Annotated in this window: 20 protein-coding genes; 9 read left to right on the plus strand and 11 right to left on the minus strand. The window is 38.0% G+C overall.

Annotated elements, in window-relative coordinates; translation table 11 throughout:
• Nucleotides 1–63: 63 nt before the first annotated feature.
• The gene (locus DM558_RS14935; RefSeq protein WP_127164663.1) at nt 64–843 is read left to right on the plus strand and encodes a class I SAM-dependent methyltransferase; all 780 of its coding nucleotides are present in this window, start codon (nt 64–66) and stop codon (nt 841–843) included.
• Between the two features lie 9 nt (nt 844–852).
• On the opposite strand, the gene DM558_RS14940 is transcribed toward DM558_RS14935, so the two are convergent.
• Both DM558_RS14940 and DM558_RS14945 read right to left on the minus strand, forming a co-directional pair.
• Nucleotides 853–1,410, minus strand: a complete 558-nt coding sequence (locus tag DM558_RS14940) for a flavin reductase family protein (RefSeq protein ID WP_127164664.1) — start codon at nt 1,408–1,410, stop codon at nt 853–855.
• A gap of 70 nt (nt 1,411–1,480) precedes the next feature.
• On the minus strand, nt 1,481–2,413 hold the full coding sequence (locus DM558_RS14945) for an outer membrane protein assembly factor BamD (RefSeq protein WP_127164665.1): 933 nt from the start codon (nt 2,411–2,413) through the stop codon (nt 1,481–1,483).
• 137 nt (nt 2,414–2,550) lie between these two features.
• On the opposite strand from DM558_RS14945, the gene rluD reads away from it, so the two are divergent.
• The 3 genes from rluD to DM558_RS14960 are packed head-to-tail and all read left to right on the plus strand — an operon-like array spanning nt 2,551 to nt 5,004.
• Nucleotides 2,551–3,519 carry a 23S rRNA pseudouridine(1911/1915/1917) synthase RluD gene (rluD, locus tag DM558_RS14950; protein ID WP_127164666.1) on the plus strand — a complete coding sequence of 323 codons (969 nt, stop codon included), beginning with the start codon at nt 2,551–2,553 and terminating at the stop codon, nt 3,517–3,519.
• On the plus strand, nt 3,519–4,265 hold the full coding sequence (pgeF, locus tag DM558_RS14955) for a peptidoglycan editing factor PgeF (protein ID WP_127164667.1): 747 nt from the start codon (nt 3,519–3,521) through the stop codon (nt 4,263–4,265). The genes rluD and pgeF overlap by 1 nt, the downstream gene beginning before the upstream one ends.
• Nucleotides 4,266–4,284: 19 nt before the next feature.
• Entirely contained in the window at nt 4,285–5,004 is a 720-nt protein-coding gene (locus tag DM558_RS14960) for a carbonic anhydrase (RefSeq protein WP_127164668.1), read from the plus strand.
• Nucleotides 5,005–5,035: 31 nt separating this feature from the next.
• Here the strand turns inward: DM558_RS14960 and DM558_RS14965 are convergent, their stop codons facing one another.
• The 5 genes from DM558_RS14965 to def all read right to left on the minus strand — a co-directional run bounded on the left by DM558_RS14965 (nt 5,036) and on the right by def (nt 9,049).
• Nucleotides 5,036–5,746: a DUF975 family protein gene (locus tag DM558_RS14965; protein ID WP_127164669.1), complete on the minus strand. Its 711-nt coding sequence runs from the start codon at nt 5,744–5,746 to the stop codon at nt 5,036–5,038.
• Between the two features lie 97 nt (nt 5,747–5,843).
• Nucleotides 5,844–6,284, minus strand: coding sequence for an acetyltransferase (locus tag DM558_RS14970; RefSeq protein WP_127164670.1), 441 nt, complete (start codon nt 6,282–6,284; stop codon nt 5,844–5,846).
• A complete protein-coding gene (gene rsmB, locus DM558_RS14975) occupies nt 6,284–7,585 on the minus strand; it encodes a 16S rRNA (cytosine(967)-C(5))-methyltransferase RsmB (RefSeq protein WP_127164671.1) in 1,302 nt (433 codons plus the stop codon). The genes DM558_RS14970 and rsmB overlap by 1 nt, the downstream gene beginning before the upstream one ends.
• Nucleotides 7,582–8,529 carry a methionyl-tRNA formyltransferase gene (gene fmt / locus DM558_RS14980; RefSeq protein ID WP_127164672.1) on the minus strand — a complete coding sequence of 316 codons (948 nt, stop codon included), beginning with the start codon at nt 8,527–8,529 and terminating at the stop codon, nt 7,582–7,584. The genes rsmB and fmt overlap by 4 nt, the downstream gene beginning before the upstream one ends.
• Before the next feature lies 1 nt (nt 8,530).
• Nucleotides 8,531–9,049: a peptide deformylase gene (gene def / locus DM558_RS14985; RefSeq protein WP_127164673.1), complete on the minus strand. Its 519-nt coding sequence runs from the start codon at nt 9,047–9,049 to the stop codon at nt 8,531–8,533.
• A gap of 126 nt (nt 9,050–9,175) precedes the next feature.
• On the opposite strand from def, the gene DM558_RS14990 reads away from it, so the two are divergent.
• The 3 genes from DM558_RS14990 (at nt 9,176) to rnz (ending at nt 12,414) form a co-directional block, all read left to right on the plus strand.
• Entirely contained in the window at nt 9,176–10,207 is a 1,032-nt protein-coding gene (locus DM558_RS14990) for a LysM peptidoglycan-binding domain-containing protein (protein WP_127164674.1), read from the plus strand.
• Nucleotides 10,208–10,304: 97 nt separating this feature from the next.
• Nucleotides 10,305–11,414 (plus strand): DNA-processing protein DprA, encoded by a 1,110-nt coding sequence (dprA, locus tag DM558_RS14995; protein WP_127164675.1) that lies wholly within the window; start codon nt 10,305–10,307, stop codon nt 11,412–11,414.
• Between the two features lie 85 nt (nt 11,415–11,499).
• The gene (gene rnz, locus DM558_RS15000; protein WP_127164676.1) at nt 11,500–12,414 is read left to right on the plus strand and encodes a ribonuclease Z; all 915 of its coding nucleotides are present in this window, start codon (nt 11,500–11,502) and stop codon (nt 12,412–12,414) included.
• Nucleotides 12,415–12,504: 90 nt separating this feature from the next.
• On the opposite strand, the gene DM558_RS15005 is transcribed toward rnz, so the two are convergent.
• A complete protein-coding gene (locus DM558_RS15005; protein ID WP_127164677.1) occupies nt 12,505–13,278 on the minus strand; it encodes an acetoin reductase in 774 nt (257 codons plus the stop codon).
• A gap of 127 nt (nt 13,279–13,405) precedes the next feature.
• The gene (locus DM558_RS15010; protein ID WP_127164678.1) at nt 13,406–13,864 is read right to left on the minus strand and encodes a cupin domain-containing protein; all 459 of its coding nucleotides are present in this window, start codon (nt 13,862–13,864) and stop codon (nt 13,406–13,408) included.
• A 438-nt stretch (nt 13,865–14,302) separates the two neighbouring features.
• Between DM558_RS15010 and uraD the strand changes: the two genes are divergently transcribed.
• Nucleotides 14,303–14,893: a 2-oxo-4-hydroxy-4-carboxy-5-ureidoimidazoline decarboxylase gene (gene uraD, locus DM558_RS15015; protein WP_127164679.1), complete on the plus strand. Its 591-nt coding sequence runs from the start codon at nt 14,303–14,305 to the stop codon at nt 14,891–14,893.
• A 68-nt stretch (nt 14,894–14,961) separates the two neighbouring features.
• Here uraD and kch read toward each other — a convergent pair whose 3' ends face one another.
• Together kch and DM558_RS15025 are read right to left on the minus strand one after the other, a co-directional pair.
• Nucleotides 14,962–16,137: a voltage-gated potassium channel protein gene (gene kch / locus DM558_RS15020; RefSeq protein WP_127164680.1), complete on the minus strand. Its 1,176-nt coding sequence runs from the start codon at nt 16,135–16,137 to the stop codon at nt 14,962–14,964.
• 180 nt (nt 16,138–16,317) lie between these two features.
• Nucleotides 16,318–16,989 carry an alpha/beta hydrolase gene (locus DM558_RS15025; protein ID WP_127164681.1) on the minus strand — a complete coding sequence of 224 codons (672 nt, stop codon included), beginning with the start codon at nt 16,987–16,989 and terminating at the stop codon, nt 16,318–16,320.
• Between the two features lie 153 nt (nt 16,990–17,142).
• Between DM558_RS15025 and DM558_RS15030 the strand changes: the two genes are divergently transcribed.
• Nucleotides 17,143–17,364 carry a YgdI/YgdR family lipoprotein gene (locus DM558_RS15030; protein ID WP_127164682.1) on the plus strand — a complete coding sequence of 74 codons (222 nt, stop codon included), beginning with the start codon at nt 17,143–17,145 and terminating at the stop codon, nt 17,362–17,364.
• The last annotated feature ends 207 nt before the right edge of the window (nt 17,365–17,571 follow it).

The following is a 17,571-nucleotide window of genomic DNA, read 5'->3' on the forward strand; positions in this document are numbered from 1 at the left end:
AAATAATAGACTATATAAAAGTATATCAATAATATTATTAGCTTGTAAGGTCACTATCGTTAAATGAGTAATAATCTCGCTACTGCCTCTGTTTGTATTGAACCCTTAGACTTGCAATGGCAGCAAAAGGCTTTAGATTTAGCTAAAGTACTAAATTTGCCACTAGGGGGCGACGCTGATTTTTCATTGCAGGTGGGGGCGTTAGGCATTCAACTACAAAGCCAACAAGAAAAAAATGTTGGGGCTTTAAGGGTTGATTTTGTTGATGGGGCTGCTGCTCATCGCCGTAAGTTTGGCGGGGGTAAGGGGCAGATGATTGCTAAGGCTATTGGTATTCAATCAGGGATTAGCCCTATAGTACTAGATGCAACAGCTGGCTTGGGTAGGGATGCTTTTGTTTTGGCAACGTTAGGTTGTCAAGTAACATTGATCGAACGACAACCCATTATTGCAACGCTTCTAGAGGATGGCCTCGTGCGCGCTAGGTTTGACGTTGAGGTAGGAGATATTCTCCAACGCATGGTGTTATTGAAAGGAAGTGCCATTGACCTGATGAGTAATTGGTTAGGTGTTGTGCCCCAGGTGATTTATCTTGACCCTATGTTTCCCCACCGTGATAAATCTGCATTGGTAAAAAAAGAAATGCGGTTGTTTCGCCCTTTGGTCGGGGATGATTTAGATTCACCTGACTTATTAGAAAAGGCGTTGGTGTTGGCCAGTCACCGTGTAGTGGTTAAGCGACCACGTAAAGCTCCTATAATTGAGGGAGCTTCACCCAGTTATAGTTTAGAGGGGAAAAGTAGTCGCTATGATATTTATACAAAACGTTCATTAAAAGAATAGAAAAATACATTATTCAACAGTAAATTGATCGCCTATTTGGAAGAAGGTGCCACCTGCTTGGTAATGAATAGAGCGTTTTTGATCGCTTGTAATATGCCATCTTCCATGACTAAAGACTTCGGGGTCAGCCCATGCAGCAGTCACTTCACCAATATAAAGATCATATTTGTCTTGATTGTACGGCTCTGGAATAAGCTTGCATTCTAATGCAGCTAAACTACCTTGGATCAGCGGTGCTTTAATAGTTTGACTCGGTAATGTTGTTAAACCAAATGTCTTAAATTTATCAATCTCACGACCAGTTGATGTTCCAACTTGTAGTACTTGTTTGGCTTGCGCTTTACTCGGAATAATGACAGCAAATTCGCCAGAGGCTTGAATTAATTCTTTAGAGTAATTATTTTTATCGATGATAACGACTAATTTGGGAGGGTCGAAATCTAGAGCCGTTGACCATGCGGCACTCATGATATTCTGCTTATCTTCTAATGCTGAACTGATCATGATAGTAGGACCATGATTGAGAAGTAAATAAGCTTTATCTAGGGGAACAGGTTGATAGTTCATTGTCTATGACTCCTTGTGTCCTGCACAGGGGATTTACCCAATAAAAAAGGCAGATTCAACTGCCCTTTTTTTATTTTGTACTGGCTTTGATTTCTTTAGGAATTTCTTCTAACGCATCTTGGTAGCGTTTTTCTAAATCTTCATTAGCACGAGTTTGTCCCGGTGGTAAAGGGTCGTTGTTACTACCTACCCAACGAACGATGGTACGTGAAAACCAATCACGGTCGGCTAGCTCTTTTACCATAGGTTTATAAGTACCACTCGCAATTGCAGGGTATTTTGGATAGTTTAATTTTAATACTTCTAAGCTACTGTTGGCTAAATCTGTCATACCCATTCGTTGGTAAGCTTCCACCATGATGGCTAAACCATTGGCTGTTGATGGGGTGCCATCAAAGTGCTCTACAATATAGGTTCCACGTCTTGCCGCCGCAATGTAGGCTTGACGTTCCAAGTAGTAAACACCCACATGTGCTTCGTATGCGGCTAGTAAATTACGTAGGTAAACCATACGTATCTTAGCATCAGGCGCATAAGCACTGTTAGGATAGAAACGTGTTAGTTGTGCAAAGTCGTTATAAGAGACTCTTGCTGCACCGGGGTCACGGGTGGTCATGTCCAGTGGGATGAAGCGTGCTAAGAAGCTTTGATCTTGGTCGAATGCCGCAAGACCGCGCATATAATAGGCATAGTCCACATTGGGTTGATCAGGATTTAAGCGAATAAAACGATTAGCTGTATCACGTACCGCCTCGGTATCAGATATCTTATAATAAGCGTAAATAAGCTCAAGTTGTGCTTGTTCAGTATAACGACCAAAAGGGTAACGTGAGTCTAGCGCTTTTAGTTTAGCGATCGCTGCACTATAATTTTTACCATTAAGATCTTTCTGAGCTTGTTGGTATAGTTCTACCTCGCTTAAATTTTCATCCACCTTGGTCGAGTTGGAGCAAGCGGAGATTAAGATCAATAATGAAATAACTAGTAAATGTTTCACACGCATGGTGATAGTGTTCTCATTTCAAAAAAACTGTTGCTATTAAGATAGTCTTGCTATGATGACTATTATAACGATTAGGATAAATTTTTCCTATTTAACCATAAGCTGAGCTTTAAACCCAAGTCAATAATGAAAAATTTATGAATTCTACAGATATAGTATTAACAGCAAAAGTTCCCTCTGAGCTAGGGGGGCAGCGTTTAGATCAGATTGCTGCGCAATTGTTTACCGATTATTCTCGTTCTCGTTTAACCCTGTGGATTAAAGAGGGTAAATTAACAGTTGATGGAAAGGTATCAAGACCTAAAGATACCATTTTTAGCGGTGCTGTGCTTGATTTACACGCCAAGCAAGAGTCTCAGGGTGATTGGGTTGCACAAAATATTCAGCTAAATGTCGTATATGAAGATGAAGCATTATTAGTTATAAATAAGCCCGCTGGTTTAGTTGTTCACCCCGCGGCAGGACATTATGAAGGGACGTTATTAAATGCGTTACTTTATCATGCCCCTGAATTACAGAATGTGCCACGCGCGGGAATTGTCCATCGCTTAGATAAAGATACCACGGGCTTGATGGTGGTTGCAAAAACATTAGAGGCTCAAACGAAGTTAGTGGAACAGTTACAAGCGCGAACAGTTAGCCGTATTTATGAAGCCATTGTAAATGGTGTTGTAACCTCCGGCGGTACTGTTGATGCGCCAATTAGTCGGCATGGCGTGCAGCGTCAAAAAATGGCAGTAGTTTCAGATGGTAAAAAAGCAGTGACTCATTATCGCGTACTAGAGCGTTTTCGTGCTTACACACATGTGCGCGTGCAATTAGAAACGGGGCGCACGCATCAGATTAGAGTACATATGGGGCATATCAATTTCCCGTTGTTGGGTGATCCCGTGTATGGTGGGCGTTTCCGCATTCCTCCTGCAACAAACCCTACTTTAGTTCAGAGTTTAAAAGACTTCCCCCGGCAAGCATTACATGCACGTTTTTTAGAGTTAGAGCACCCAGTGACGGGTAAGAAAATCCGTTGGGAGTCTGAGTTGCCCGAAGACATGGTGTGGATGCTTAGTTTATTACGACAAGACAGTGAGTCATTTGAGGAAAAATAATGGATAACTTATTACAAGAAACCATTATTAAGCCCAATTGGCCTGCTCCTGCTAATGTTTGTAGTTATGCGACTACTCGCTTAGGTGGGGTAAGCAAAAATGATTATGATTCATTTAATCTAGGTTTGCATGTAGGGGATGACGAGCAATTAGTTTTAGAAAATCGGCAACGTTTACAAACAACCCTAGGTTACAAATCAATTGCTTGGTTAGAGCAAGTACATAGCGCAATAGCAACCAAAGCCGATATCGATCAAGTTTTGCAGGCTGATGCGAGCTGGACAGATCAGTCAGAACTTGCTTGTGTTGTAATGACGGCTGATTGTTTACCCGTGCTATTTTGTGACATGTCGGGTCAATATGTTGCAGCAGCGCATGCGGGTTGGCGCGGTTTAGTGAACGGTATTTTAGAGGAAACAGTTAATCAATTACCTGTTGAACCTAATCAGTTAATGGCATGGCTTGGCCCTGCTATTGGTCCCAACAAATTTGAAGTAGGTGCGGAAGTAAAGCAAGCATTTTTAGATAAAGACAGTGAGGCAGCGTTAGCCTTTAGGGCGAGCTCGACTCACAATAAGTATTTAGCAGATATTTACCAATTAGCAAGGCTAAGGTTAAGAAAAGCGGGTGTGACAGCCGTTTATGGGGGAGATTTTTGCACAGTGAGTGATAAGGAAATATTTTTTTCTTACCGCCGCCAAGCAATGACAGGAAGGATGGCTTCGCTAATTTGGTTGTTACCTTAGTAAATCATTAGAGAACATTATGCGTAAAAGACAAAGTAAAAAGAAATTACCTCCTCGTGAAACCGCTGAAGAGGCGTTAATACAAATTGTAGAGGGTTTTAAAAAGTTTCGCGAAGTAGTTTTCCCCGAACAACAGGAACTATTTAAGCGTTTAGCCTCATCACAACAACCTCGTGCGATGTTTATCACCTGTGCCGATGCTCGAGTGGTGCCAGAGCTTATTACACAAAGCTCTCCTGGCGATTTATTTATTACACGTAATGTGGGTAATGTTGTCCCGCCTTATGGTCAAAATAATGGGGGCGTATCCACAGCCATTGAATATGCAGTCATGGCCTTAAATGTCCAACATATAGTTGTTTGTGGGCATTCTAATTGTGGGGCTATGCGTGCTGTTATAGATCAGAATACGTTAGAAACCATGCCAACAGTTAAAGCATGGCTAAGGCATTGTGAAGTTGCAAGAACTGTTGTTGCGGAAAATTGTGGTTGTTTAAATGAAGAAACATTAGATGTTTTGATTGAGGAAAATGTTATTGCTCAGTTAGATCATTTAAGAACACATCCTTCGGTTGCTTCACGTTTAGCCAGCGGTCATTTATTTATTCATGGCTGGGTTTATGATATCGAAACGGGAGCGATTAAAGCATTTGACGATGAGATAGGAAATTTCTTACCTCTCGATGGAGATATTACCCCTACCGCAACGCCTCGCTCACGTTTTATTGATAGAGACTAACAAAAAGCGCTTCATTTGAAGCGCTTTTTTATTAAATAACTAAAGCATTAGATTTTTCAAAAATAATTTGATAAACAACACCTGGTGCAAGTATTGTAAGAGGTAATGTCCAGATTAAGCCAATGCCAAGAGGAATGACAGAGATAATCAGAATAATCGTTAGAATGAAATATAAGCCAAAAAATTTAAACCAGTGTTTTGTGACAATTTTGCGAGATATCTCTAATGCTTGCCATGGGCTAACTTCAGGGTGATCAATGATAATCCACTGCATAAGACAATAACCAATAGATAAATAAATACCTGGAATAATAAATAAGAGGAAGCCAAAGACTACTAAAATGGTTGCTACAACCGTAGCGATAACCAGTGTAATATAAATATTAGACAACGAGTAAAAACATTTAAGAGCATCAATTAATTTTTCACCACGTAAATGTTTTAAAGCAATGATTGTAAAGTTTGTGGAAAGGCCGCAAGCAGCAATACTTAAGGCAATGTTAAAGACTATAGCGGCTTGCTCAGGAATGATTTCAAGGAACACATTAATGATGGTGTTAATGACCATGATAATCAAAAGGGCAACAAACAAAGGTAGTTTTACACCATTAACTTTTTCCCATGCACGGGCTATGACATCGCCAATAGAAAAATCATAGTCATAGGCTAATGCTTCTTCAATAGTACGTTTTTCTGGGTATGGATCAGCACCATTTATGTTATTAGGGAGTTGTTCTTGCACCTGGTTAATTCCTTTATAGGCTTAATAATTAAAAGCCAATTGTAACTAAATATTTAATTAAGTAAAGAGTAAGCTATTAAAGTCTGTGGGTGTTTGTTTATTCTTTGAGTTTTAAATGTAAAAGAGGGTATGGCTTTCCTTGACCATCTAAGGGGGAGCGACCAATAATTTTAAATCCATGATGTAAATAAAACGCAGTTGCTTGGGGGTTTTGCTCGTTAACATCAACATAGTTGATATTAAATTGAGTTATTGCATGGTTTAGCAATGCTTTCCCAATACCTTGGCCTCTGAGGGTGGGATCAATGAAGAGCATTTCTAATTTATCTCCTTGTACACCCGCAAAGCCGGTAATTTTTTGTTTGTCATTCAGACTACAAAAAAGATTCACCATAGGGAAATAGTCCTGCAAGACACAGGGTTTTAATTCGGCAATAACCTCTTGGGTTAAAAAGTGGTGGGTCGCTTTAACAGAGGCTTCCCATATTTCTAATAAAAGAGGGTATTCATTTTTATTGGGTGTAGTAATAGATATCATTATTTAGCTAGTTTGATGAGTTTTGCATAATAGAAACCATCATGTCCGTTGATTTGAGGAAAAAGCTGACGGCCTCTTAGTTGTTTAATACCCCATTGGTTACCTATATCGAGTTCTTGAGCATTGGGGTGTGTCGATAAAAAACGCTCAATATTTTGTGTGTTTTCTTCGGGTAATACTGAGCAAGTAGCATAGACTAGGATGCCGCCTACGGCTAATGTTTGCCAAATAGCGGTGAGTAGTTCATATTGCAAATTAGCTAGGGGGGTAATGTCTTCTAGTTTGCGAGTTAGTTTGATATCAGGATGGCGGCGAATAACCCCTGTGGCAGAACAAGGGGCATCTAATAAGATGCGATCAAAGGGGCGGCTATCCCACCAATTGGCAAGGTTTCTACCATCAGCTGTTTTTAGCGTAGCTTGTAGGCTAAGACGTTGTAAATTCTCTGTGACTTTCTGTAACCGGTTATTTTCAGCATCAATTGCGACGACTTCAGCAAGATTAGGTTCTCGCTCAAGAATATGGCAAGTTTTTCCACCCGGTGCGCAACAAGCATCTAAAATTCGTTGTTGTGGTTTTAGGTCTAATAGTTGTGCAGCTAATTGTGCTGCTTCATCTTGAACGCTAACCCAACCTTCCGCAAAATAGGGAAGTTGCAGTACTGCACATGGTCTTTTTAGTTGTATGCCTTCACTACTGTATTGACAAGGTGTCGCTTCAATTTCAGCTTGTGCTAATAAGTTGAGATAGTTTTCTTGCGTTGTATGTTGCAAGTTAATACGCAAAGTCATCGGAGGATGCGCATTGTTAGCCTCACAAATACTTAGCCAATAGTCTGGCCAATCTTGTTTCAAGCGTTTTTGTAACCAACGAGGGTGAGCAGTAAAGGAAACAGGGTCTTTCGCTAATTGTTCAAAAATCTCTAGATTTTCACGCTGGCATCGACGTAAGACAGCATTAATAAGTCCTTTGGCCCATGTTTTTTTTAAGGTGTTAACGCAGTTAACTGTTTCATTAATGGCAGCATGGGCTGGAGTACGCATATAGAGCAGTTGATACAAGCCAATATAAAGGAGTGCTTCAATATCTTTATCGGCATTTTTAAGCGGTTTTTCCAGTAGCTTATTTAATAATAACTCAAGTCGAGGCTGCCAGCGCGCTGTTCCTAATGCTAGTTCTTGGGCAAGGCCTTTATTATTTTCCTCTACTTGAGCTAATAGAGGCGGCAAGCTACTTGATAAAGAGGCTTTACCTTGTAAAACAGGCGTTAGGGCATGGCATGCGGCTAATCTCGGATTCATTTGCCGAGTATCCGATGAGGCGTAAACAACTCTTTATGGCCATTATAAACATCCCAAAAGGGGAGTGGTTTACTGTTAGGGAGTTGTAACTTGGTAATGCATAGTGCCTGTTTTCCACAGGTTACAATGAGACCTTCTTTTGAAATATTGATTATTTCACCCGCTTTGCCTGATCTGTCCTCAACATGCGCCTCTAATACTTTTAATTGCACGCCATCAATAAAACTATAACAGATGGGCCAAGGGTTGAATGCTCTTACTGTATTAGATAGGTCGGTAGCTGCTAACTGCCAATTAATTTCAGCTTCTTCTTTATTTAATTTATGGGCATAACAAGCAACGCTATCATCTTGTTTTTCTGGGGTTAGCTTTTTGTTTGCGAGGCCATCAATTGCTTTAATGACAGTTGTTGCCCCCAACTCAGCAAGGCGATCATGCAAACTACCACCATTATCTTGTTCTGTAATGGCGATTGTTGCTTTTAATAGCATCGGCCCTGTATCGAGTCCTGCTTCCATTTGCATGACAGTAATACCTGTTTCTTTATCACCCGCTTGAATTGCTCGTTGAATGGGCGCTGCTCCACGCCAGCGGGGAAGAAGTGATGCATGGCTGTTGATACATCCTAATGTAGGTATATCTAAAACTGCTTGAGGTAAAATGAGGCCGTAAGCAACGACGACCATAAGGTCTGCTTGTAAGGAAGCTAATTGTTTTTGTTCTTCTTCAGTCTTAAGGGTTGCAGGTTGAAATACAGGTATATTGTGCTGTAACGCTAGTTCTTTAACAGGGCTTGCCATGAGTTTTTTGCCACGGCCAGCAGGGCGATCAGGTTGCGTGTAAACACAAACCAATTTATGAAGATTTTGTTGAATGATCTTTGCCAGATGTATGGCAGCAAACTCAGGCGTGCCAGCAAAAATGATACGTAACGGTTTATTCATTTTATTTAACAGCCTTTTGGTCTTGTTTATGTTGCTTTTCAAGCTTATGAGCAATACGGTTGCGTTTGAGAGTAGATAAATAATCAACAAACAGTTTGCCACTTAAGTGATCCATTTCATGTTGGATACATACGGCAAGAAGCCCTTCGCAAGTCATCTCAAAAGCTTCACCATAACGATTTAGAGCATTTACCTTTACTCCTTCAGGCCGAATGATATCTTCATAAAAGCCTGGGACTGAGAGGCAACCTTCTTTGTAAACGTGAGGCTCTTCTGACAAAATTTCAATTTTAGGATTAATAAATACCAGTGGTTGTGTACGATCTTCACTAATATCGATTACAATGAGCTGTTTATGAAAATTGACTTGTGTTGCAGCAAGGCCTATTCCAGGTGCTTCATACATGGTTTCAAACATGTCGTCAATTTGTTGTTGAAGATCTGCATCCACCTTGTCAATAGGTGTCGCAATTTTACGTAAACGAGGGTCTGGAAATTCAAGTATGGTTAAAATTGACATAGTACAGTAGATTTCGTTGTAGAAAGTTAAATAAATAGCGTTATAATACCGAAACAGTTTACACTATAAGATGAATGTTTTCTGTTGTAATTTTAAAAATTAGGTAATAAAAAAGGAATGCATGGCATGAGGAAATTACTACTCGCCCTTAGTTTACTAGCCTTTAGTACACTGTTACAAGCTCAACAAGTCGAGTTAAAAGAAAATCATCCTACGACATATACGGTTGTAAAAGGTGATACTTTATGGGATATTTCAGGACGTTTTCTGAAACAACCGTGGCATTGGAAAGAAATTTGGCAAGTAAACCCAAATATCAAAGATCCTAATCTAATTTATCCAGGTGATACACTGACATTAACTTATGTTAATGGTAAACCTCGTGTAAGCTTAAAGCGTGGGTTGTCTAGAGGAACAGTGAAGTTATCACCTTCTATTCGTGTAGAGCCAACATCAGATGCTATTCCAACGATTCCTTTACAAGCAGTTAATTCTTTCTTATTACGTAACAGGGTGTTATCAAGCACCAAAGAATTAAACACAAAACCCTATATTGTAGGTGGCGAGTCTGGTAGTGTAGTGAGTGGTGCAGGAAATAGAGTCTATGCACGTGGCAAATTACCAGAGGGTGAAACAGGTTTTGGCATTTTCCGTCAAGCTAAAGAATTTAGAGACCCTAAAACCAATGAGTTATTAGGAGTTAACGCGGATGAAATCGGTTCTGCAACATTAATAACCAAACAAGGCGAAGTCTCAACATTACAACTTGTTCGTACAAACCAAGAAGTACGTAACGGCGACCGTGTATTACCTACAGAAGAGCGTAATATTTCAGCGACTTTCCAACCTAGCTCTCCAAAGACATTAATCAATGCTGAAATCGTTGATGTACCTAGAGGTGTAACACAAGTAGGTCGTTCTGATGTGGTACTTATCAATAAAGGTGCACGTGACGGCATTGAAGTGGGTAACGTATTATCTATTTATCGCTTAGGTGAAACTGTGAAAGATCAGGTTGAAGGTGGTGATGTTAAATTACCTGATGAAGAAGCAGGCCTTTTAATGGTTTTTCGTACATATGATAAATTAAGTTATGGTATTGTTTTATCAGCAAGCAGACCTTTAAGTGTGGGTGATAAGTTAAAAAACCCACAATAAGTGATGTTGCGGTATAAAAAAGAGAGATTGTTTAATCTCTCTTTTTTTATGGGAGATATTTTATTGGATTATGAAATATAACTGAGGGATAAATCAAATGAATGACTTATCTGCACAAGAATTAAAGGCACGCTTGATTTTACATAATTTACCTACGATTGGTGGGAAGCGCTTTTTCCAGTTAGTGAATCATTATGAATCGGCAGATATAGCTCTGCACTCACAAACAAAATGGCAACAGGCAGGATTACCTAATAGCAGCATTAGTGTGGATCATAAACAAGCAAAAGAGCAAGCCGAACAAACATTGCATTGGCTAGAATTAGAGAATCAACAGTTAATTTTTTGGGATTCTCCTCATTACCCTGCATTATTAAAAGAAATCAGTGATTTTCCTCCTATACTTTATGCCAAGGGGAATATTAGTTTATTGGAAAAACCTCAATTAGCTATTGTAGGGAGTCGTCATGCCAGTAAACCTGGACTAGACACCGCCTATCAGTTTGCTAAAAAGTTAGCAGAAGGCGGGTTTGTTATTACCAGTGGTTTGGCGCTAGGTATTGATGGTGCTGCTCATTCTGGCGCATTAGCTAGTCGTGGTGAGACGATTGCGGTGCTAGGCTGTGGATTGCAGCATATGTACCCTAAGAGTCACCATAAGCTCGCACAAGATATTATTGAAAATAATGGTACTTTGATTTCTGAGTTTCCTTTAAATACAGCACCTCAAGCTTCTAATTTTCCGAGAAGAAATAGAATTATTAGTGGTTTGTCGTTAGGAACATTGGTTGTGGAAGCATCATTATCCAGTGGTTCTCTAATTACAGCGAAGCTAGCCGCAGAACAAGGAAGAGAAGTTTTTGCAATTCCTGGCTCTATCCATTATGCGGGCATCAAAGGATGCCACCAGTTAATTAGAGAGGGTGCTACTCTGGTGGAAAGTATTGATCATATTTTAGATGCATTACAAGGATGGAAAAATATTGATGTGAAATCTCCATTGGATACACAGCAATCATTTTTTGATAGTATTCCAGATAGTTTATTATTAAAAACCTTAAAGGCTGCGCCACAAAGTAGCGAGTCACTAGCTATGAGCCTTGATATGCCTTTTGACAAAGTGCTAATTGAATTAACGGATTTGGAGTTAGAAGGCTTTATTAGTTGTGAGGCAGGTATTTGGTATATACGCCATACCAGTGAGTAAGAAATAATTTGTGTTTTTTTAGCGATGAGCAAATGGATTAAAAACATTTTGCAATAAATCATCCAATAGATTGAGGGAATATTAGGTGGAACTATTTTTTTTAGGTACTGGTTCAGGCTTACCTTCAAATGAGCGTAATGTCTCCTGTTGTGTACTTAACTTAATGAAAGAGCGAAAAGCTCTTTGGGTATTTGACTGTGGAGAAGGTACTCAGCATCAGTTTTTAAAAACACCGTTGAAGATTCCGAAAATAGAAAAGATTTTTATTACACATTTACATGGCGATCATTTATTTGGACTGCCAGGACTTTTAAGTTCAAGATCTTTCGATCATCAAGCGACACCTCTTACTGTTTATGGACCAAAAGGGATTAAAGAGTATTTAACGGTGGTGATGAATATTTCTGCGTCACGCGTATCTTATCAACTAGAGATTAAAGAAATTGAGGAGGGGGTTATTTTTGAGGATGAACAATTTATAGTGTCTTGTTTGCCACTGACCCATCGTATAGAAAGCTATGGCTTTAGAGTGGTAGAAAAAGATAAACCAGGTGCACTCAACACTAAATTACTGGCTAAATTAAAAGTGCCAGAAGGGCCCCATTTAAAACAATTGAAAGAGGGAAAAGAAGTCGAGTTGGCAGACGGGCGTATTTTGCAAGGTAAAGATTTTATAACCTCTCCTTTAAAAGGAAAAGTGGTTGCTATTTTTGGCGATACGGTTCCTACTAAAACAGCGATAGTTCTTGCAAACAATGCAGATGTGATGGTGCATGAGGCGACGTTTGAAGACGCTTTAGAAGAGTTAGCCGAGAAGTATGGGCACTCAACAACGACACAAGTAGCAAAAATTGCGAAGAAAGCGAATGTGAAAAAACTTATTATTACCCATATTAGCTCTCGCCACTCTGAACAAAGCCATAAGCAATTATTGGATGAATGTCGTAAGCTGTTTAAAGAAACTGAAATAGCAAATGATTTTAGCCATTTTATGATTTGATAATCCTCGATGAGGATAAACTTATTGGCTTAAAAAAATGTTCTATTAAAAGCATGCTACAGAAAAGAAAAGTAGCATGCTTTTTTTATTTTAACGGAAAACAATACCGCCATCGCTGATGATAGCTTGGCCTGTAATATAATCTGCATTGGGAGATGCTAAGAACGAGACAAGGTTAGCAATATCATCAGGTTGTTGCATTCTACCTAGTAAAATGCCAGATGAGAATTTCTTAAGTGCTTCACCGGGTTTTAACCCCATGTATTTAACCATGCCTGCATCAATACGATCCCACATCTTAGTGGGCGCAACACCTGGGCAATACGCATTTACTGTGATTTTATGTTGAGCAAGCTCTTTAGCAGATGTGTGGGTAATAGAACGTACAGCATGTTTTGAAGCACAGTAAGAGCCAAGTAGCTCATAAGACTCATGCCCTGCAATGCTGCATGCGTTTATGATTTTTCCACCAGAGCCTTGTTTAATCATTTGTTTAGCTGCTGCTTGTGTACCATAGATGACGCTTTTTACATTAATATTTAAAATTCTTTCTAAGTCATCGGGTGTGAGTTCAAGTATAGGAGCAACTTCTTCAATTCCTGCATTATTAATGAAAACATCAACTTGACCAAAAGCATTGACAGCATGATTGACTAAATTTTGCTGGTCTATTTGTTTAGAAACATCGCCTAAAAAGCTGGTTACATCAAATCCTAATTGTTTAAACTCTTGCTCAGTCTTTTGAAGAGTGGTGACATTAATATCGGAAAGAACTACTCTAAAACCATCTTCAGCTAAACGTTTAGCGATGCCTTTGCCTAACCCATCTCCTGAACCTGTAATTACAGCTACTTTCTTAGTCATAGTAATCATTCCTTAATAATTTGGTGTATAGATAGTACTATATTTTATTTAATTCGTTTATAGAGTATGAAGCAGTTTTATAATGAAATAAAATAACCATTAGTCTAGGTATTTTAATAAACTTTAATTAATTATCCACTTTCTCTGTGATTTTTGATTGGTCACTTGATGCATAAAATACAACAAGCTCAACAGGTTCATTTCCTGTTACACCACGATGAATGGGCCCTACCATTTCAGGTACGACTTGTCCCTTAGTAAATACTTTTTTACTACCATCTTTTTCTTCTACGGTTAATATACCAGAAGCTACATAAGCTGCGTTAGGAACAAAATGTTTATGCCAGGGTAAAGCAGAATGTGCGGGAATATGATAGGTCATTACAATGAGTTCTGGGTTTCCTATTGGGTAATTTTTATAAGGAACGTTATCCCATGATTTTGTTGTTTTCAAAATTACTTCAGTGGTAGTTTGAGGCGGACCTCCAGGTGTCTCAATTGTTTTAGCTAAAATTGGCAGTGTAAAGGTAGAGATCAGTAGGCCAATAATAATGTTTCTAATGAAGCATAATGTCAGGCGATTCATTTAAAGCTCCTTTATCTTTAATACTTTAGTTTTACTGTAACACTTAATACTATAGTCTAATTAATAAACAAGTCGATTTGAGGCTAGTCAGTATAAATAAGGATATAACAATTTCTTCAACAAAGGGGTATGTTCATTGATATATATTAATGTTTTGTATATTACTATTTTACTGTTTACTCAATTAACAGGGATATTATTATAGAGTTGAATATATCGTGATTTCTCAAGCGTAATGAATATAATAGAACCACAAAATTGCTGATAGTAGTTATCAAAATTAAATATAGGGTGTTATTTTTTAATAATTTTATTCGTTGATTTAAGCTAATAGCTAATGCTTTTTTAGATAGAATGCTCACTCTGGTTTTAGATTTTGAATTAAAATAAAAATGTTTTACATCAAACTATTTATTTAATCATTATCAGGAAGTTATTATGAAATTAAGGCAATTATTTGTAGGGGTTTTTCTTTGTTTATCTTTTTCTATGGGAGCCAATGCAAACGTGAGTAATAAGGCACCTTATCGTTTTCAAGATATTAATAAAATGAGTGAAACGGACTATGTAACAACGTTTACACCTCTATTTAATAATGCCCCTTGGGTTGTGAAAGAATCTAGCCAAAAGCGCCCATTTACAGGATTTGTTAATATGTATGAAACCATGGTTATTATTATAAAAAATAGCGACCATGACACACAGTTATCATTAATCAAAACACACCCACGCTTAGCTTGTAAGAGTTTACGTGCTAAAAATATTGCTGCACACTCCCTTTCAGAACAATCTGGTTCTGGTCTAAATGTATGTACAGAAGAGGAAGCACAACGCTTACAAATGCTTAATGACAAGTACCATGAAAAATTTGGTTATGATTTTTTACTTGCCATTAAGGGGTATGATAAACAAGCAATTTTTGTGGAGTTAGAAGATAGATTTAATAATGATCCTAACACAGAGTTTAATGTAGCTATGCAACAGTTTTATAAAATTTTATTAATGCGTATGCTAGATTCCGTAAAATAAAGAACTTAACACTAGGTTGTTAAATTGCCCCCTTGTGGGGTAATTTTATTTAAATGATATATTATTGCTTATGTATCAATATGGCCAAAAAATAGATCTGTTACGAGTTTATTATCGATGGGATCATTGTTTAGTGTACGAATAAGTAACTCACTTCCCAAAAGTTGTAGCGAAAATAGCATATCTGGTTGGACACGTTTGATTTTCTGTAAATTACTACTTGAGTTTACTAGAGAAATAATTTTTGTTTGTTCCCCGATGACTTCTTTAGCCGCTAATATTATAAATACATTATCAGAGTCATCATTACGAAGCGCAAGAATATATTTCGCTTTATTAGCGCCAGCTTTTAGTAGACATTCTGTATTAGAAGGATCACCGATGACGATATCTGTATCGGCAGGGAAAGTATGGGCAGACTCTTTGTTGACGATAACAGTCACCACCATTTTTCGATCTTTAAGTCCTTGATACAAGCTGATTGCTAGCGGTGATGCACCTGCAATAATGTAGTGATTATTCCGCATATTTTGAATCCTTCTACTATGAATAATTTGTTTGAATCCCCCATCGGTGACAAAGCTGATGACACCACTGAGAGATGCAGTAAAGAATGTAATACCAAGAATAATGACCGTAAGGGTGAAGAAGCGAGCATCTTGGGTATAAGGAACAATGTCACCATAGCCCACTGTCGACATTGTCACGAGGGAAAAATAAAATGCACTTGGCATATCGGTTAATGCGGGTTTAAATTGTGAACCCATGTATAAAACACCGAATACGGCGTAAAAAAGCAGTAAGATCATCCCCGTTAAGGCAAAGTAGCTACCAGCAATAATGCTATGCTTATTATAAAATTTGAACCTTAGTATGAGTACTAAAATAAGGGTAAAAGAATAGGGCATTAACCAATGGCTTTGTATGGTGGTTAATGATGCATAGGTACACGTAAAAAAAAGTATAATAAGTGAAAAAAACCATGCGGCACGAGTACGCATCGTGAGCCCTATCGCCGCAAAAATAAGAGCGCAGCCTAATGCAAATTGGGGTATCTCAAAAAGATCAAATACAGATAAGGTGTTTTCCCACGAATTAAATGTTTCGAATTTATCAGGTAAAAGAAACAGGGCGTTAATTAAAACAGGAAATATTAAATAAAAACCATTAATAGCGATTAATAAACTAAGCACAATATTAATGAGCAAGTTAATTCGAGGATGTTTTAATATATTATTAGCCATGTTTTAAAGGTAGTCTGGCAAAAATTGTATATTACCAGTTAATAAAGTTTAATAAATTAGAAAATGGCATTAGATCGTGTTAGTGAGAGTCAACTAATGCTCTGCGCTATTGCTTTTATTAACTGAGTGCTAATAAAAGCAATATAAAGATGCAAATAATATAAGAATAATGGCTTCGTATTATTTTTGTTGTTTAATAAGGCGCTCTTGCAACCATGTTGCAATATCAGATAACTCTTTATTGCATACCTCATGCATCATTGAGTAAGTATGCCATGATGCATTAACGCCATGATCTAACAAAAAGGTATAGGCTGCTTTTCCTAAACTAATATCAACAACATTATCATCTGTTCCGTGCAAATGCAGGGAAGGAATTGCTAGTTTGCCATCAACAAAAACAGTATCTTCATTAAAAGTGGGCGCATAGGTTGATAAGGCCATTACCCCGCCAACATTTTCAAGGTATGCTATATAAGCAGTGTGCATAACAACGGCACCGCCCTGGGAGAAGCCGGCAAGAATAATACGATTTAATGCGATACCTTGTTTACGTTGTGCGTCTATTAATTTAATAACTGATTCAGCAGATCGCTGAAGCTGTGGCACACTGATTTCACGTGGGGATGATAGGCTAATAATGTCGTACCATGAGGGCATGGTCATCCCCATGTTTAAGCTAACAGGCTGATTAGGAGCTTGAGGAAGTATAAAGCGAGTATTAGGTAATATTTGTTGTTGTAACTGCTCAGCAACAGATTGGAAATCATATTTATTAGATCCCAATCCATGTAACCAGATAACTGCTGAATCGGCCTGATTTTGTGGTTCGATAATTAGCGGTTCTAGCATAATGAGATGCTCCTAGTATTTTCTTAACTTGAAATACAATAAGACTACCATATCTTTAAAATCTAGCATAGAATAGTGTTATATGTAGACACGGTGAACTTTATCATCTTTAGTGTTTCTTATATAAAAGGGTTTTTATTAGAGGAGTATTCTATGAAGCTTAAAGTATTATTTGCGTTAGTGTTTGCAGGTTTTTTTGGTGTTTTAGCAGGCTGTGCGACCCCATCAGTCATTACTTTAAAAGATGGCCGTCAAATTCAAACAACAGATACACCTAAGTTAGATGCAGATGCTGGCTTTTATCGTTTCCAACAATTAGATGGTAAAGACAGTAGCATTAATAAAGATGATGTATTAACAATTAAAGAATTATAATATTCTTTATTGGAAAGAAAGCCACTTTTAACAGTGGCTTTTTTTATGCCTATTAAAAAGTAACCAGATTATTTAGTGGTTGTAATGTTAAATAATTTACCTATAAAATGACCTTGCTCTATAGAATGAACAATAATTAAAAATTTTATTGAAAGAATGTTTTGGTATACGCAAGATAAATAAGAAAGACCGTTAACATTTTAGGAG

The sequence above is a fragment of the Entomomonas moraniae genome, from assembly GCF_003991975.1.
In the GTDB taxonomy this organism is placed as follows: Bacteria; Pseudomonadota; Gammaproteobacteria; order Pseudomonadales; family Pseudomonadaceae; genus Entomomonas; species Entomomonas moraniae.

Coding starts and splice junctions, on each gene's coding strand:
- DM558_RS15010 (WP_127164678.1), bottom strand. CDS start 13,864: ATGAATCGCCTGACATTATGCTTCATTAGAAACATTATTATTGGCCTA.
- DM558_RS14970 (WP_127164670.1), bottom strand. CDS start 6,284: ATGATATCTATTACTACACCCAATAAAAATGAATACCCTCTTTTATTA.
- def (WP_127164673.1), bottom strand. CDS start 9,049: ATGTCAATTTTAACCATACTTGAATTTCCAGACCCTCGTTTACGTAAA.
- DM558_RS14945 (WP_127164665.1), bottom strand. CDS start 2,413: ATGCGTGTGAAACATTTACTAGTTATTTCATTATTGATCTTAATCTCC.
- pgeF (WP_127164667.1), top strand. CDS start 3,519: ATGGATAACTTATTACAAGAAACCATTATTAAGCCCAATTGGCCTGCT.
- rluD (WP_127164666.1), top strand. CDS start 2,551: ATGAATTCTACAGATATAGTATTAACAGCAAAAGTTCCCTCTGAGCTA.
- DM558_RS14990 (WP_127164674.1), top strand. CDS start 9,176: ATGAGGAAATTACTACTCGCCCTTAGTTTACTAGCCTTTAGTACACTG.
- uraD (WP_127164679.1), top strand. CDS start 14,303: ATGAAATTAAGGCAATTATTTGTAGGGGTTTTTCTTTGTTTATCTTTT.
- rsmB (WP_127164671.1), bottom strand. CDS start 7,585: ATGAATCCGAGATTAGCCGCATGCCATGCCCTAACGCCTGTTTTACAA.
- DM558_RS14960 (WP_127164668.1), top strand. CDS start 4,285: ATGCGTAAAAGACAAAGTAAAAAGAAATTACCTCCTCGTGAAACCGCT.
- fmt (WP_127164672.1), bottom strand. CDS start 8,529: ATGAATAAACCGTTACGTATCATTTTTGCTGGCACGCCTGAGTTTGCT.
- DM558_RS14935 (WP_127164663.1), top strand. CDS start 64: ATGAGTAATAATCTCGCTACTGCCTCTGTTTGTATTGAACCCTTAGAC.
- DM558_RS15025 (WP_127164681.1), bottom strand. CDS start 16,989: ATGCTAGAACCGCTAATTATCGAACCACAAAATCAGGCCGATTCAGCA.
- kch (WP_127164680.1), bottom strand. CDS start 16,137: ATGGCTAATAATATATTAAAACATCCTCGAATTAACTTGCTCATTAAT.
- DM558_RS15030 (WP_127164682.1), top strand. CDS start 17,143: ATGAAGCTTAAAGTATTATTTGCGTTAGTGTTTGCAGGTTTTTTTGGT.
- DM558_RS14940 (WP_127164664.1), bottom strand. CDS start 1,410: ATGAACTATCAACCTGTTCCCCTAGATAAAGCTTATTTACTTCTCAAT.
- dprA (WP_127164675.1), top strand. CDS start 10,305: ATGAATGACTTATCTGCACAAGAATTAAAGGCACGCTTGATTTTACAT.
- DM558_RS15005 (WP_127164677.1), bottom strand. CDS start 13,278: ATGACTAAGAAAGTAGCTGTAATTACAGGTTCAGGAGATGGGTTAGGC.